Raw genomic sequence first — 16,658 nt, 5'->3', positions numbered from 1 at the left:
CCATGCATACCGTCGCCGCCGTCCAGATGATCTCCTCGCCCGATGTGGCGCACAACATCGCCACCGCGCGCCGCCTGATCGCGCAGGCGGCCGACACCGGCGCCGAACTGGTGCTGCTGCCCGAATACTGGGCCATCATGGGCTTGAGCGACAGCGACAAGGTCGACCACGCGGAGCGCCCCGGCAGCGGCCCGATCCAGGACTTCATGGCCGCCATGGCGCGCCAGTACGGCGTGTGGCTGATCGGCGGCACCCTGCCGCTGGTGTCGGAGCAGGCGGGCAAGGTGATCAACACCACGCTGGTCTACAACCCCGACGGCCAGCACGTGGGGCGCTACGACAAGATCCACCTGTTCGGCTTTTCCAAGGGCACCGAATCGTACGACGAGGCGCGCACCATCGTGCCGGGGCGCACCGTGGGCACGCTGGACGGGCCGTTCGGCAAGGTCGGGCTGTCGGTCTGCTACGACCTGCGCTTCCCCGAGCTGTACCGCGCCATGGGGCCGGTGGCCATGATCGTGGTGCCGGCCGCGTTCACCTACACCACCGGCCGCGCCCACTGGGAGGTGCTGCTGCGCGCGCGCGCCATCGAGAACCAGTGCTATGTGCTGGCGGCGGCCCAGGGCGGCTTGCATGTCAATGGCCGCCGCACCTGGGGCCACAGCATGCTGATCGACCCGTGGGGCGAGATCAAGGCCGTGCTGCCCGAGGGCGAGGGCGTGATCCACGGCGCGGTCGATCCCGGCTTCATGGCCAGCGTGCGCGAGAGCTTGCCGGCGCTGAAACACCGCACGATGTAGGCCGCCTTCCGATACAATGGCAGCAACTAATCCGAGGCACCATCATGACCCCATTTGAACCGAATCTTTCCACCCTGGCCGTGGCGCGCGACATCCTGCTGACGCCGTTCGGGCTGGACGAAGCCAAGCTGCTCAAGGCGCTCGGCACCATGTTTACCCACAAGGTCGATTACGCCGACCTGTACTTCCAGTTCACCAAGAACGAGGGCTGGAGCCTGGAGGAGGGCATCGTCAAGACGGGCAGCTTCTCGATCGACCAGGGCGTGGGCGTGCGCGCCGTGTCCGGCGACAAGACCGCGTTCGCCTATTCGGACGACATCTCCGAGAGCGCGCTGCTGGAGGCGGCGGCCGCCACCCGCACCATCGGGCGCGCCGGCGCCGGCAAGGTCAAGGTGGCCGGCCAGATGACGCAGCGGGGCGTGCGCTCGCTGTACCTGCCGCACGATCCGCTGGCCTCGCTCGACGCGACGGCCAAGGTCAAGCTGCTGGAGCGGGTCGAGAAGATGGCGCGCGCCAAGGACCCGCGCGTGGTGCAGGTGATGGCGGGCCTGGCCGGCGAATACGACGTGGTGCTGGTGGTGCGCAGCGACGGCGTGCTGGCGGCCGACATCCGGCCGCTGGTGCGGGTCTCGCTGACGGTGATCGTGGAGCAGAACGGCCGGCGCGAGGTCGGCTCGTCCGGCGGCGGCGGCCGCTACGACTACGGCTACTTCAGCGACGCGCTGCTGGACCAGTACGCGACCGACGCCGTCAACTCGGCCATCGTCAACCTCGACGCGCGGCCGGCCCCGGCCGGCCCCATGACCGTGGTGCTGGGCCCGGGCTGGCCCGGCATCCTGCTGCACGAGGCGATCGGCCACGGCCTCGAGGGCGACTTCAACCGCAAGGGCTCGTCCACCTTCTCGGGCCGCATCGGCGAGCGCGTGGCGGCCAAGGGGGTGACGGTGGTCGACGACGGCACGCTGGCCGACCGCCGCGGTTCGCTCAACATGGACGACGAGGGCAACCCGACCCAGTGCACCACGCTGATCGAGGACGGCATCCTGAAAGGCTACATCCAGGACACCATGAACGCGCGCCTGATGAAGATGCCCGTGACCGGCAACGCGCGGCGCGAATCGTTCGCCCATCTGCCGATGCCGCGCATGACCAACACCTACATGCTGGGCGGCGACAAGGACCCGGGCGAGATCCTGGCCTCGGTCAAGAACGGCCTGTACGCCGTCAATTTCGGCGGCGGCCAGGTCGATATCACGAACGGCAAGTTCGTGTTCTCGGCCAGCGAGGCCTACATGATCGAGGATGGCAAGATCACCTATCCGGTCAAGGGCGCCACCCTGATCGGCAATGGTCCGGACGTGCTGAACCGCGTCTCCATGATCGGCAACGACATGCGCCTCGATCCGGGCGTGGGCGTGTGCGGCAAGGAGGGCCAGAGCGTGCCGGTGGGCGTGGGCCAGCCCACGTTGCGGCTCGACGGCGTGACCGTGGGCGGCACGGCGTAAGCCCCGGCCGGATCAAGTGAAGAACAACAACATGGCCGGGTTATAAGCTTATTCCAAGGAAAGGCTTGCCAATTTCAGTCTATTGTTGTTATAGTCGTTCAAACACCACGGATTTCGTTCATGCGCTCGATTGTTTTCTTTACCGGCTATTTTTACTTTAGCAATTCCAGCCTCAAGGCGGTGGAGTAGCGGCCGGTACACGTAGCAGCAAAACGTAACCCAGCAGAATCCGAAAAAACCGCCAGCGATGGCGGTTTTTTTTTACCCTGAATTTTTTCCAGACTTCACCATCGAACCCTTAAGGAGTAACAGCATGCCCCGTACCGACGACCTGCGTATCCGCGAAATGAAGGAACTGACGCCGCCCTCGCACCTGATCCGTGAATTTGCCTGCACGGAAGCGGCCGAGCAGACGGCGGCCTCGGCACGCGTGGCGCTGCACCGCATCCTGCACGGCCAGGACGACCGCCTGATGGTGGTGATCGGCCCGTGCTCGATCCACGACCCCAAGGCGGCCATGGACTACGCCCAGCGCCTGGTCAAGCTGCGCCAGGAACTGGCCGGCGAGCTGGAGATCGTGATGCGCGTCTACTTCGAGAAGCCGCGCACCACGGTGGGCTGGAAGGGCCTGATCAACGACCCCTACATGGACAACAGCTTCCGCATCAACGACGGCCTGCGCATGGCGCGCGAGCTGCTGCGCGACATCAACGAGCTGGGCCTGCCGGCCGGCACCGAATACCTGGACGTGATCAGCCCGCAGTACATCGCCGACCTGATCAGCTGGGGCGCGATCGGCGCTCGCACCACCGAGTCGCAGGTGCACCGCGAGCTGGCCTCGGGACTGTCGTGCCCGGTCGGCTTCAAGAACGGCACGGACGGCAACGTCAAGATCGCCGTGGAGGCGATCAAGGCCGCCTCCCAGCCGCACCACTTCCTGTCCGTGACCAAGGGCGGCCACTCGGCCATCGTGTCGACCAACGGCAACGAGGATTGCCACATCATCCTGCGCGGCGGCAAGGCGCCGAACTACGACGCGGCCAGCGTGGACGAGGCCTGCAAGGCGATCGCGGCCCAGGGGCTGGCGGCGCGCCTGATGATCGACGCGTCGCACGCCAACAGCAACAAGAAGCCCGAGAACCAGGTGCCGGTGTGCGCCGACATCGCCAGCCAGGTGGCCGGCGGCGACAGCCGCATCGTCGGCGTGATGGTGGAATCGAACCTGGTGGCCGGCCGCCAGGATCTGGTGCCGGGCAAGGAGCTGGTCTACGGCCAGTCCGTCACCGACGGCTGCATCGACTGGGACAGCAGCGTGCAGGTGCTGCACAGCCTGGCCGACGCGGTGCGCCAGCGCCGCCTGAAGGCCGAGGAACGGGCCGCCGACTGAAGCGGCGCCGGCCCCGCGCGGGCCGGTTCCGTGGCGCCGCGCGCATGCCGCGCCCGCCGCAATGAAAAAAAGCCCGCCGGTGCGAACCGGCGGGCTTTTTTGTCACCAGAACTTATCGTATCAGAACTTGTACGAACCGCTCAGGTAGAAGGTGCGGCCCACGGCGCTGGCGTAGCGTGGGTCGTAGCCCAGCTGGTGCGAGCCGGTGTTACGCAGCGACAGCGGTGGATTGCGGTCGGCCAGGTTGTTGATGCCGGCGGTCACGTCCAGGTTCTTCATCACGTGGTACTGCGATTGCAGGTCGAACGTGGTGTAGCTCGGCACTTGCAGCTGCACATCGACGCAATCCTGGGCCGCGTCGTTGGTGGTCACGGCGCAGTTGTCGATGTCATGGTGCTTGTCCTTGTAGCCGTTGCGGTAGTTGGCGGTCAGGGTGTGCGTCCATGGGCCCAGCTCGTAGGTGCTCGACGCTTTCACGACGTTGCGGAACGAGACATTGTCGTCGCTGCCGTACTCGTTCAGGCTCGATTCCCACTGGTCGCTGGTGCCGGGGGTGGTGTGGCGCGACTTGAGCAGGTAGGTGCCGGCCAGACGGTTGGTCAGCTTGGCATCGCCGAGCTTGGTCTTGAACAGCAGGTCATAGTCGATACCACGGTTTTCCTGGCGGCCGATGTTGATCGGGATCAGCTTGATGGCCAGCGCGTTCACACCCGTCGATGCCTTGTACTTGGTGGTGTACAGGTCGATGTATTTGTTCGGGTTGTTGGCGATCAGCGATTCGCTGACCGAGGTCACCGCGTCGCGGATTTCCACGTTCCACACGTCGAGCTTGGCGCTGAACGAGGCGTTCGGCTCCCACACGGTGCCGAACGACCACTGCTTGGAGTGCTCGGGCTTCAGGTCGGCATTGCCGCCTTGCCACACTTCAAGCTGGTTGCGGCCGTCGCAGTACTGGGCCAGCGGGTGGTTGGCCAGGCCGTTGGCGGCGCTCAGCGGGCAGTTGTAGGTGCCGCCGGTGACGCCGAAGTCGGCCAGTGGCTGACCGATTTCCTTCATGCTGGCGACGCGGAAACCGGTGCCGTAGGCGGCGCGCAGCAGCACGGTCTTGGCGGGCTGGTAACGGGCGCTCAGCTTGTAGGTGGTGGCCGACTGGTTGTTGCCGACGGACTTGCTGGTCAGGTTGTCGGTCAGCTTGCTGATGCTGTCGTAGCGCAGCGAGCCGGTCACTTCCAGGTCCTTCACGATCGGCATCAGCAGTTCGGTGAAGGCGCCGGCGTTGTGGCGGGTGAAGTCAAACGAGGTCTGGTCCGAATCGAACAGGATTTCCGAATGGCTGACGGCCGGGTTGCCGATTTCCGAGTAGCTGTTCTTGCGGTAGTCGGCGCCCACGGCGATCTGCGATTTGCCGCCTGGCAGTTGGAACAGTTCGTGCGAGCCGTGCACGTCGAAGCCGTGCATCTTGATGTCGGTGTTGTTGTAATTACCGATGTACTGGGTGGCCTTGAGCGCGTCGATCATGGCAGCCGGCATCGTGCCCTGGGCGTACGGGAACGGGTCGATGGTGCCGCTGGCCAGCGCCGCGTCGAACTTGTCGGCCAGCGGGAAGCCGCCCACATAGTTTTGCGGCGATTTGTTGGTCGAGTAGGTGAAGGCGGAATTGATATCCCAGCCCATGGCGCTGCCGTCCACGCCGGCCACCACGTCGGCGGTCTTGCTCTGGTAGTCGTAGGCGCGGCCACCCAGGTCCTGCAGGCGGTACTTGACGGTGGCCGAGGTCATGCCGTTCAGTTGCTCGGCCGTCAGGTAAGGCGAGACGTACTTGGCGAACAGCGGCGAGGACTTGTCGAGCGCGAATTCGGCCGGGTAGGCGGCGATGTTGGCGTACACATGCGATTCGCCCAGCGACACTTCCGTGAAGGCCTTGAAGCCGCTGTTGCCCAGCTTGACGCTGGCCGAGCCGTACACGTTGTCGCGCTTGACTTCAGGCGCGATTTCCACGGTCGAGGTGTAGTCGAAATAGCACTGGCCGTCGCCGAACGCATCCACGTGCGCCGGTGGGCACTTGCCGTTGATCTGCATGTACGGATTGACGTTGACCGTCTTGTTGGCGCCGGCCGCGTTCTTGTAGCGGATCGAGACGTTGGGCGGGATCGAGCGCGAGGAGCCGTTGAAGAACTGCAGCGGCTTGCCGGTCACGGGGTCGTTGAAGTTGATGATGCCGGTTTTGGCGAAATCGCGCTGGGACGCCTTCATGCGCGTCGATTCCTGGTGGCCTGCAGCCAGGAACACGCTGTAGCCGTCGTCCTCGAGGTCGCCGAAGCCCTTGCTGATGCTGAAGGACTTGTCCTTGCCGCCCGGGCTTTGCGGTTTGCTGTACTTGGCGTCGATGGCCAGCGGGGCCGCGCCTTTTTTCAGGATGAAGTTGACCACGCCGGCGATGGCGTCGGCGCCGTACAGCGCGGAGGCGCCGTCGGTCAGCACTTCGACGCGCTCGACGGCCGACAGCGGAATGGCGTTGATGTCGATGGTGGTGCCGGAGGTGGCGGGCGCGATGCGGCGGCCGTTCACCAGCACCAGCGTGTATTGTTCGCCCACGTCGTGCAGCGAGGCGGTGGTGATGCCGCCGCCGCCGCCGCCGACCGAATCGGCCGCCACGGTGAAGCCCTGCATGACCGGCAGTTGCTGGATGAAGTCGGTGGCCGACGTGACGCCGGCGCGCTTGATGTCTTTTTCGTTAAAGGTCTGCACCGGCAGCGATGCTTCGGCCGCGATGCGTTTGATGCTGGAGCCGGTGATCTCGACCCGTTGCACGGTTTGCGGTTGGGCTTCCTGCGCGTATGCCGCGTGCATGCCCAGTGCCAGACCGCCAGCGCAGATCAGGCGGATCGAGCGCGATAAAACTGTTTCAACCATCATTATTTTAGACTCCCCGAAGTTCTACTATAAGCCCAGTGGCGGCGGCGACCTGTCATCGCCCCATGTGCTGGGCCGCGCAAAAGAGGTCATGTTGCCCCTCCCCGAAAAGAGGGCTGGTTGCCCCTTCTTCGGTTGGCATCTAATCATCGGCGTTCTGGAGTGTCAATCTGTAAATGTTGGTGCCGAAATCTAATTATGTGTCTTGCGCCGGCGCCATTTTTACAGGAGAAGTCGGCGTAATTAACTTTGTTTATAAAATAACTGTGACGGAAAAATTAAAGTGGTCGAAAGTTTTGCCAATCGGCAGAATATTTTGCGAAATTCAGGCCGGTCCAGAATTTTCAAAACTTTCCCGATGGGCATGGGATTGTACTTGTGACACTTTTTGTGGCATTGGAACAACGGCCGGCGGGACGCGCGGCGGATTGGTGGGCGGCGACGGATGGGGACGGATGGGGACGGATGGGGACGGGAAACCGCGCGGCAGCGGCGGTGGAGCGCCTGGTTGAGTGGGTGTCTCTGGCAACATTTACCGCATGCCATGACTGAAAAGCGACAGTTTTTTCATGTCTTCTGGGCGGACATGAAACCCCAGTCTCACATGGTGCACCAAGAATCGGGCCGGGGGGGAGGAATACTTGCATGTTTGTTGTTTTATTACATCTTGATGACATGGGACGCGTTGACACTGTTTGTGTAGCCATGTTCTCATCCATGATCAGTTAAGTGGCTGTTTTCGTCCAAAAGCCTACTTAAATTTGCCTGAAATGGTGAACTGGTAAATAAATCGGGGAGGAACCGGCCCCCGGCCTTGCTTGAACCATGCAGGTTTGCGGCATCACAAAATGCTCGGATCTGCGCAATTCATGCTTAAAAATGAGCAGTGTTTAGTCGACGCACCAACCTACCAGCCGGCGCGCCGCTTAATAAATTCAAATTCAAGGATAGCAATGATTAAAGAAACTGTACTGTCGCGCTCGCTGCGCCTGATGTTCTCGGGCGGTGTAGCTGTAGGTTTCGGTTTGCTGGCCCAGCCCGTTCTGGCGCAGCAAACGACCAATGACACGACCATCCAACGCGTGGAAATCACCGGCTCGTCGATCAAGCGGATCGCCAAGGAAGGCGCGTTGCCGGTTCAAGTGCTGAACCAGGACGATATCAAGAAGAGCGGCGCCGCGTCGGCGTCCGACCTGATCCAGATGCTGCCTTCGATGCAAGGCTTCGTGCCATCGTCGAGCTCCGTCAACGGCGGCGGCGGCGGCGCCACCACGGCGGCGCTGCACTCGCTGCCATCGAAATACACGCTGGTGCTGCTGGACGGCCAGCGCATGGCGCCGACGGCCGTGGGTTCGGGCCAAGGCGGCGGCTATGCCGTCAACATCGAATCGATCCCGCTGGAAGCGGTTGAGCGCGTCGAGATCCTGACCGACGGCGCCTCGGCCCTGTACGGCTCGGACGCCATCGCCGGCGTCGTCAACTTCATCCTGAAGAAGAACAACACCAAGGGTGAAGCTTACGCGACCTACAGCCAGCCTAAGAAATCGGGCGGCCGTTCGTCCAACGTCGGCATCACCAAGGGCTGGGGCGACCTGGACACCGACAAGTTCAACGTGCTGTTCTCGTACAGCCACGACGAGCAGCAGCGCGTGACCGCGCTGCAGCGCGACTTCTCGGCCCCCGGCGCCTATTTCAAGTTCGGCAGCGGCGGCAAGGAATACTTCTTTGATCAGCGCACCGGCAACACCGAGCCGGCCAACCTGACCTTCAACGTGCGCCCCGCCGGTTCCGCCGCTGATGTCGCCACCCACGGCGTGGCCATCAACCCCTACCTGGCCGCCAATGGCAATTGCGGCAGCCCGCTGGCTGGCGCCGCCGGTTCCCAGTGCCGGTTCAACTATGCCTCGACCGTGGAAGACATCCCCGGCAACCGTCGCGACAGTGGCTTGCTGAAGGGCACGCTGCAACTGAACGACGACACCAAGCTGTGGGGCGAGCTGGTTCTGTCGAGCTTCTCGATGACCGCCCAGTTCGCACCGTCGGCGCAGCCGATGGGTGTGAACTCGACCACCCGCTTCCCCGGCCTGTACGCCAAGTATGTGCAGCCCTACCTGGATGCCAACGGTCTGGAAAATCCGACCCAGAAAGCGACCCTGGGCTATCGTTCCGTGCTGATCGGCGGTCGTACAGACGAGTTCGTGACCGATGCGCGTCACTTCGCCGCCGGTATCGACGGTGCGGCGGCGGGCTGGAACTACACGGGCAGCCTGATCCTGTCGAGCAGCAAGATCAAGGACAACGCGGCCGGCGGTTACGCCGACTTCACCAAGCTGTCGAACCTGGTCGCCTCGGGCGCCTACGATCCTGTCATGGGCACCGGCGCGTCGCTGCTCAACGATGCACTGCTGAACGGCACCAACTTCTCGACCACCAACTCCAAGCTGAACACGATCCATGCCGGCGCCCAGCACGACCTGTTCGAACTCGGTGGCGGCACGTCGATCATCTCGCTCGGCGGCGACTACTCGAAGACCCACTACCAGGTCGCCTACAGCCCGCTGATCCTGTCGCAGTCCGGCTTCTCGACCCAGCCAGCGTCCGACGACTACCCGGTCGGCGGCAACTATGGCCAGGTGCCGTTCGACGCCAGCCGCAACAACTGGGGCGCGTACACCGAGATCCTGCTGCCGGTCACCAAGACCCTGGAAACGACCATTTCCGGCCGTTACGACAGCTATGGCAAGACCCACAGCAACTACATCTTCGCGACCGTGCCTGATGCCAACGGCATCCAGCAGCAACTGGCCAGCGGCGATCTGGGCAACACCAGCAGCGCCGGCACCTACAAGATCAGCGCCCGTTGGACGCCGGTCGACACGGTGCTGGTGCGCGCGGCCTACGGCACCGGTTTCAAGGCGCCTAACATCAACGACATCGCCGGCGCCAACACCTTCGGCGGCAGCACCTCGGGCAGCTATGCTTGCCCATTCCCTGGCTCGACCGGTTGCCTGGTGGGCAATGCCCAGTACGACCTGCTGAGCGGTCCGAACGGCGCCAGCGGTTCGGACGGCCTGCAGCCTGAGAAGTCCAAGCAGTGGACCATCGGCGGCCGTGTCGAACCGGTGAAGGGCCTGTCGCTGGGCATGGACCTGTGGAATGTGCAGATCCGCAACCAGGTGCTGTCCGCTGGTACGCCTGAGCAAGTTGGCTTCGCCAACCCGCAGCAGTACAAGCACCTGTTCACCAACCCGTACCCGGACCCAGCTGGTTACACCACCATCGCTTACCTGCTGGCGCCGATCAACGGCGGTGTGGCTAACTACCGCGGTGTGGATTGGGACTTCAGCTACCGCGCCAAGTCGTCGATCGGCGACCTGCGCGCGGCCTGGAACGGTACCTACATGATCAAGCAGAACTACACCACCGAAGCTGGTGGCACGGTGAACTCCGATCTGGGTACCTTCGGTCCTGACAATGCTGTCGTGTTCCGCGTGCAAACCAACCTGTCGCTGAGCCTGACCAACGGCAAGATGACCAACACGCTGACGGCGCACTACAAGTCGGGCTACCACGACGAGGCATACCCAATCGACACTTCGATCTACGCTGTGAATCCGGATGGCTCGAAAGGCGATTCCGTGGCCTTCGCCGGCCTGTGGACGCCTTCGTACACCACCTTCGATTGGCAGGGCAAGTACGACTTCGGCAAGTTCAGCCTGACCGGCGGTATCAAGAACATCTTCGACCGTGATCCACCGCTGACCCTGCAGAACGCCGGCGGCGGTAACCAGAACGGCTACGATGGTCGTTACGCTGATCCGATCGGTCGTTCGTTCTACCTGTCGGGCAACGTCAAGTTCTGATGGCGTAAGGCTTCGCACCAATGAAAACCCCGGGCTTGCCCGGGGTTTTTTTTTTCGGCCGTGCGCGGGCCGTTGACGCGCGTTCGCCGGGCGACAAAAAAAGGGCGGTGATCGCTCACCGCCCTTCGGTTCGGACCGGCAGGGCCGGTCACTTCAGTTCAGATCAGTTGAACTTGTACTGCGCGCCCACTTTGAAGTAGCGGCCGGTGGCGCCGGAGGCGTCCATCGGGTTGAAGCTCATGCCGCCGTAGGTCAGCGGGTCGAGCGGGGCGATCTTGTCCAGCACGTTGTTGATCGACGCGTACAGTTGCAGCTGCTTGCTGACGTTGTAGCGGGTCGACAGGTCCAGCGTGGTGAACGAGGCCAGGCGGCAGGCGCCGTTCGGCGACTTGCTGCCATCGGCCATCAAGGTGGCGCAGTTGGCGCCTTCGTAACGGATGTTCTTCATGTCCGAACGGTAGTTGATGGTGCCGCTGACGTTCCAGTCACCCTTGTCCCAGGACGTGATCAGGTTGATCTTGTCCTTCGGCGTGCCGGCGCAATCCGACGTATCGCAGTTGCCATGGGTGCCGGCGAACTGGAAGGTCTGGTTCTTGTCGGCGCGTACCCACGACGCCACGTGCGACCACACCAGGTTGATGGTGGCCTTGCCGTAGTTGCCGAGGCGCAGACGCTGTTTGACGTCCAGGTCGATACCCTTGACTTCCGTGTAGCTGGAATTCTGGTACGGGGCCTTGGAGATCAGCAGCGTGCCCGAGCCCGGGATCACGACGCCGTTCACGACCAGGTTGTTATCCTGACGCACGGCCGTTGGCAGCGAAGCCGCTTCCACGTACGACAGCGGGTTGATCTCGTTGGTGCGGCGGATCTTCCACGCGTCCAGCGACATGTTGGTGTCGTTCAGCGGATCCCAGACCATGCCCAGGGTGTAGCCCTTGGACTTTTCCGGCGCCAGGTTGGGGTTGCCCACCTTGACGGCGCCGATCTGGATGTTGCAGTCCAGCATGGTGGCGCCGCCGGCGGCTGGTTTGCCACCCGGGCAACGGATCGGATCGACCACGGACGACGAGCCGGTCGACTGGCTGTCGGCGCTCGCTTCGGCCACGCCGGGGGCGCGGAAGCCTTCGGTGTAGGTGCCGCGCAGGGCGAACGACTTGACCGGGGTCCACTTCAGGCCCAGTTTCGGGGTGGTCGAGTTGAACTGGCTGTAGTGGTCGTAACGCAGGGCGGCCGACAGTTCCACCGTCTTCACGATCGGGGCCAGCACCTCGGCGTACAGGGCCGAGACCTTGGTCTCGCCCTTGGCGGCCACGTAGCTGGTGTTGGTCGAGCCGTCGGCGGTGCCGCTCAGCGACGGGTTGTCCAGTTGCTCGCGGCGGTGCTCGGCGCCCACGGCCAGGCCCAGGTTGCCGCCCGGCAGCGCGAACAGTTCACGCGAGGCCTTGAAGTCGACGATGTCGAGCTTGGTGGTCGAGTCCGAGGTGTTGCTGGTCACCATGGCCGCGTACAGCGAGGCCGGGTTCTTGTAGGCCTGGCTGCCGATGTAGTACGGGAAGTACTGGCTGGTCGGGTCGCCCAGGGCGGCCTTCACCACGTTCATGTTCAGCTGGTTGGTCCACTCGATGTGCAGCTTCGATTCCGAGTGGGTCAGGCCGGTGTCGTAATCCCAGCCGAAGGCCGTGCCCTTGGCGCCGATGACGAAGCGGTTGAACTGGTTGTTGGCGATGTGGTTGCTCGGGCCCACATCGAACATGGCGTAGCGCATGCGCGTGTTCACGCCGAAGATGTTCTGCGGGTGCGAGGCGGCCATCTGCACGTCGTTGCTGTACAGGATGATGCCGGTCGGGTTGGCCGCCGTGCCGGGGAAGGTCACGTTGGGCGTGGCCGAGACGGGCGCCAGCATGAACGAGCTGTTGCGCTGCGAGTAGCCCAGTTCGGTGTAGATCTGGTGGTCGGCGTTCAGTTGCAGGGTGCCGCGGGTGTACAGGTTGACTGTTTCCACGTTCGGTTGCAGCGAACGGAACTGGTCCTGCGACCACAGGCAGCCACCGGCCGGATCCTGCTTGACGGTCTGCGAGAACTGGCCGCAGCCGCCCAGCGACACGTAGTTGCCGGTCTTCGGATCGCGCAGGGCGCCGGTCGGGGTGTAGGACGCGTTGCCGGGGGTGATGTAGCCGCCCATGTACTGGGTGTTCTGGGTGTAGCCCCATGGGCGGATGTCGCCGTGGCCGATCCAGCCGCGGTCGGCGCGGTCGGCGGCGGCCAGCAGGTCGGACTGCTTGTACTCGGCGTTGAACACGACGTTGTACTTGTCGTCGTCCAGGTTGCCCTTGCCCACGGTCAGGGCGATGTTGTTCTGCTTGTTGTCGCTGTAGCGCGAAGCGCCGGTGTCGGCCTTCAGCTGCACGCCTTCGAAGTCCTTGCGCAGGATGATGTTGACCACGCCGGCGATGGCGTCGGCGCCGTAGGTCGACGAGGCGCCGTCCTTCAGCACTTCGATGCGCTCCACGATCTGCATCGGGATGGTGGACAGGTCGGTGAAGCTCTTCTGGCCGTCATCGGCGCGGGCATACGGCGCCATGCGGCGGCCGTTCAGCAGCACCAGGGTCGAGGTGGCGCCCAGGCCACGCAGGGAAATGGCGGTCGAGCCGGCGGCGAAGCCGCTGCCGAAGCCGGTGGGCAGCGAACCGGCGCCGTCCACGGTCAGGGTTTGCAGGAATTCGGCGACCGTCGCCTTGCCCGACTTCATCAGTTCTTCGCGGCCGATCATCTGGACCGGGGACGCGGTTTCGGCCGAAGCGCGTTTGATGCTCGAACCCGTGATCTCGACGCGCTGGATGTTGGCGTCTTGTGCGAATGCCGGCTGGGCCAGGCCCAGGCTGACTGCCGCCACGCTGCCCGAGAACATCAGGCGCACGGAGCGGGAAATTACCGTTTCCATCATCATTACCAAAAACTCCATAGAAAGATATCTAGACGGCGGCAAAACGCCCTCCCTGCCACCTCGTGGGTAGCGGGAAGGAAAGCATCAGTCGCCAATTCTTTCCAAAAATCACTAAATGTATTTTCAGAAGGGGCGCATCAGAACACCATGCGCCATTGCCTGTCAAACAAAATCGACACAATTGATGTTTAAATACCACACTCTGTTTGCATCCTGGCCATGCCGGAGTTCTGGTTTGTTGCGTCGCAGCATGCGACTTTGGGAGGAGGTTAACGAAACCGCAGGGAAGGCGGGGCGCGAGTTCCGTGGCATTGCAGCACAGTAGCGGCCGGTATTGTGCGGCGCGGCATAAATGCACCTTGACGGTGCGAAAAATGCACCAAAATGATGCAAAAAGTTCACTGCCTGGCTGCGGGAATTCGGTTATCGTTATGGTTGTTTGCTCATTAGAAACCTCCTATCGCGAGCCCACGGATGCCGGCAACACTCATCAGGAAATTCTCCGTGCTGGCATGCCTGGCTGGCTTGCCGGTGGCGACCCCGGCGCACGGCGCGGAACCAGCCAAAGTCCTGCACTACATCTTGCCGGCGGCCGAGACCAGTTTCGATCCGGCCATCGCGCGCGACCTGTACACGGGCCACGTCAACGAAGCCATCTTCGAGACCCTGACCACCTATGATTACCTGGCGCGCCCCGTCAAGCTGACACCGCAGACGGCCGCTGCCTTGCCCGAGATATCAGCCGACGGCAAGACCTACACCATCCGCCTGCAGCGCGGCATCTATTTCACGCCCGACCCCGCGTTCGGCGGCAGGCGGCGCGAGCTGACCGTGGCCGATTATGTTTACGCATGGAAGCGGCTGTTCGATCCCAGGCTGGCCTCGCCCCACACGTGGCTGCTTGAAGGCAAGATCGTCGGGCTCGACCAATTGGCGGCCGATGCCGCGCGCAGCGGCAAGTTCGACTACGACCGTCCCATCGCCGGGCTGGAGCAGCTCGACCGCTACACGCTGCGCATCCACTTGACGCAAACCGATTTCAACCTGGGCATGATCCTGGCCTACGTGCCGTTGGCGGCGGTGGCGCGCGAAGTGGTCGAGCGTTACGGCGACGCCAAGGGCGAGGTGGCCGACCATCCGGTGGGCACGGGTGTCTATCAGCTGGGGCAGTGGGTGCGCGGCAGCCGCATCGTGCTCGATGAGAATCCCGGCCACCGGCCCCAGGTGTGGAACTTCCAGGCCGGCGACGATCCCGACGACCAGCGCATCGTGCGCCAGATGCGCGGCAAGAAGATCCCGCAGATCGGGCGCATCGAGATCACCGTGCAACTGGAGGACCAGTCGCGCTGGCTGTCGTTCACCAGCGGCGCGGCCGACCTGTTCTGGCTGGACGGCCCGCTGGCGCCCAAGGCCCTGCTGGACGGCAAGCTGCGGCCGGAACTGGCGGCCCGGGGCATACAACTGTCGCGCCTGGTCGACCCCGAGATCACCTATTACTACTGGAATATGCAGGACCCGGTGCTGGGCGGCATGGGCAAGGAGAAGATCGCCTTGCGGCGCGCGATCGCCATGGCGCACAACGTGGACGAGGAAATCCGGCTGGTGTGGAACGGCCAGGCCATGCCGGTCCAGTATCCGATCCCGCCCGGCGTGGTGGGGTACGATCCCCATTACCGCAGCCTGCTGCGATACGATCCCGTGCTGGCCAACAAGCTGCTCGACCGCTACGGCTACAGGAAGGGCGCCGATGGCTGGCGCACGCTGCCCGACGGCAAGCCGCTGCGCGTGCGCTACACGTCGCGCAACGAGGCCAGCGGCGTGCTGCAGGCCGAGCTGTGGCGCAAGACCTACAACGCGCTGGGCATCCACATGGACAACGACCGCCTGATCCTGGGCGACATCATGAAGGCGGAAACGCTGTGCAAGCTGCAGACGCGCAACTTCCAGTGGATCGCCGATTTTCCCGATGGCGACAACTTCATGCAGTTGTTCTACGGCGCCAACGTGCACCAGAACAACGCCGCCTGCTATCAGGATGCGCAGTACGACGCCTGGTACACCGCCAGTCATGCCTTGCCGGCGGGGCCCGGGCGCGACGCGCTGTACCACAAGATGGCGCGCAGCCTCGAAGTGAACGGCGTGGCCTTGATGGGTTACGCGCGGTATCGCAACATGCTGGCGCAGCCGGCCGTACTCGGGTATAAAAAGCATCCCATCCTGCATCAGGAATGGCCATTCATCGACCTGGACCGCGCGGCCGGGCCGGCCCGATAAGCGCAGCTGATAGAAGAAGAAAAATAGTATGTTTGCTTATATCGTCCGCCGCCTGTGGCAAATGCTGCCCACCATGCTGGGCGTCGTGCTGCTGGTGTTCATCCTGTTCAACTGGGTGGGCGGCGACCCGGCCTACATCCTGGCCGGCAAGATGGCCAATGCCCAGAACATCGCCAATATCCGCCACCAGTTGGGCGTGGATCAGCCGTATTACGTGCAGTTGTGGATATTTATCAAGCAGATCGTGACGTTTGACTTCGGCCAGAGCTGGGCCACGGGCGAGGCCGTGTCCAGCATCGTGACCACCCGGCTCGGTCCGTCGCTGACGGTGCTGGTGCCGCTGACCGTGCTGGAGACGGCGCTCGGCGTCGCGCTGGCGCTGGCCATCGCCTTCGTGCGCGGCTCGCTGACGGACCGCGCCGTGATGGTGGCGTGCACGGTCGGCATGTCGGTCAGCATCCTGGTCTACATCATCGTGTTCCAGTATGGATTGGCCTACAAGCTGGGCCTGTTTCCGGTGCAGGGCTGGGGCGACAGTTTCTGGATCAACCTGTTGCGTTACGCGCCGCTGCCCATCCTGATCGGGCTGGCCGTGTCGGTGGCGCCCACGCTGCGCCTGTTCCGCAGTTTCGTGCTCGACGAGGTGGGGCAGGAGTATGTGCGCACGGCGCGCGCCAAGGGACTGTCCGAGCGGCGCGTGATGTGGGTCCACGTGCTGCGCAACGCCGCCATTCCCATCATCACGCACGTGATGTCGAATCTGCCGGCGCTGCTGATCGGCGCTTTTCTGCTCGAGCGCTTCTTTGGCATTCCCGGCATCGGGCGCGAAGTGATCCTTGCCGTCGAGCGCAGCGACTTTCCCGTCATCAAAGCCATCACGATCTATGTGGCCGCCGCCACCATGGTCGTCAACCTGCTCACCGACCTGTTGTACCAGGCCGTCGATCCACGGGTGCAGCTGACATGAGGAGC

At 63.5% G+C, this 16,658-nt stretch carries 9 protein-coding genes; 7 read left to right on the top strand and 2 right to left on the bottom strand.

Going from position 1 to position 16,658, the window contains the following annotated elements; translation table 11 throughout:
• Nucleotides 1-2: 2 nt before the first annotated feature.
• The 3 genes from AC1RQG_RS07660 to aroG all read left to right on the top strand — a co-directional run bounded on the left by AC1RQG_RS07660 (nucleotide 3) and on the right by aroG (nucleotide 3,692).
• The gene (locus tag AC1RQG_RS07660; protein ID WP_493129929.1) at nucleotides 3-800 is read left to right on the top strand and encodes a carbon-nitrogen hydrolase family protein; all 798 of its coding nucleotides are present in this window, start codon (nucleotides 3-5) and stop codon (nucleotides 798-800) included.
• A 44-nt stretch (nucleotides 801-844) separates the two neighbouring features.
• A complete protein-coding gene (gene tldD, locus AC1RQG_RS07655; RefSeq protein ID WP_493129927.1) occupies nucleotides 845-2,305 on the top strand; it encodes a metalloprotease TldD in 1,461 nt (486 codons plus the stop codon).
• A gap of 313 nt (nucleotides 2,306-2,618) precedes the next feature.
• The gene (aroG, locus tag AC1RQG_RS07650) at nucleotides 2,619-3,692 is read left to right on the top strand and encodes a 3-deoxy-7-phosphoheptulonate synthase AroG (protein ID WP_493129925.1); all 1,074 of its coding nucleotides are present in this window, start codon (nucleotides 2,619-2,621) and stop codon (nucleotides 3,690-3,692) included.
• Between the two features lie 120 nt (nucleotides 3,693-3,812).
• On the opposite strand, the gene AC1RQG_RS07645 is transcribed toward aroG, so the two are convergent.
• Nucleotides 3,813-6,608 (bottom strand): TonB-dependent receptor plug domain-containing protein, encoded by a 2,796-nt coding sequence (locus AC1RQG_RS07645; protein WP_493129923.1) that lies wholly within the window; start codon nucleotides 6,606-6,608, stop codon nucleotides 3,813-3,815.
• A gap of 173 nt (nucleotides 6,609-6,781) precedes the next feature.
• On the opposite strand from AC1RQG_RS07645, the gene AC1RQG_RS07640 reads away from it, so the two are divergent.
• On the top strand, nucleotides 6,782-7,117 hold the full coding sequence (locus tag AC1RQG_RS07640; RefSeq protein WP_493129921.1) for a hypothetical protein: 336 nt from the start codon (nucleotides 6,782-6,784) through the stop codon (nucleotides 7,115-7,117).
• Between the two features lie 441 nt (nucleotides 7,118-7,558).
• Nucleotides 7,559-10,468, top strand: coding sequence for a TonB-dependent receptor domain-containing protein (locus tag AC1RQG_RS07635; protein WP_493129919.1), 2,910 nt, complete (start codon nucleotides 7,559-7,561; stop codon nucleotides 10,466-10,468).
• Between the two features lie 163 nt (nucleotides 10,469-10,631).
• Here AC1RQG_RS07635 and AC1RQG_RS07630 read toward each other — a convergent pair whose 3' ends face one another.
• The gene (locus AC1RQG_RS07630) at nucleotides 10,632-13,415 is read right to left on the bottom strand and encodes a TonB-dependent receptor (RefSeq protein WP_493129917.1); all 2,784 of its coding nucleotides are present in this window, start codon (nucleotides 13,413-13,415) and stop codon (nucleotides 10,632-10,634) included.
• Nucleotides 13,416-13,886: 471 nt separating this feature from the next.
• Here AC1RQG_RS07630 and AC1RQG_RS07625 point away from each other — a divergent pair, with 471 nt between their 5' ends.
• Complete coding sequence (locus tag AC1RQG_RS07625; RefSeq protein ID WP_493129915.1) at nucleotides 13,887-15,686, top strand: ABC transporter substrate-binding protein; 1,800 nt, start codon at nucleotides 13,887-13,889, stop codon at nucleotides 15,684-15,686.
• Between the two features lie 28 nt (nucleotides 15,687-15,714).
• On the top strand, nucleotides 15,715-16,653 hold the full coding sequence (locus AC1RQG_RS07620; RefSeq protein ID WP_493129913.1) for an ABC transporter permease: 939 nt from the start codon (nucleotides 15,715-15,717) through the stop codon (nucleotides 16,651-16,653).
• Nucleotides 16,654-16,658 lie beyond the last annotated feature (5 nt).

The organism is Rugamonas sp. GW822-FHT03B10 (assembly GCF_058801745.1).
Note: the sequence above shows the minus strand (reverse complement) of the source record. Positions and strands in the feature narration are given on the sequence as shown.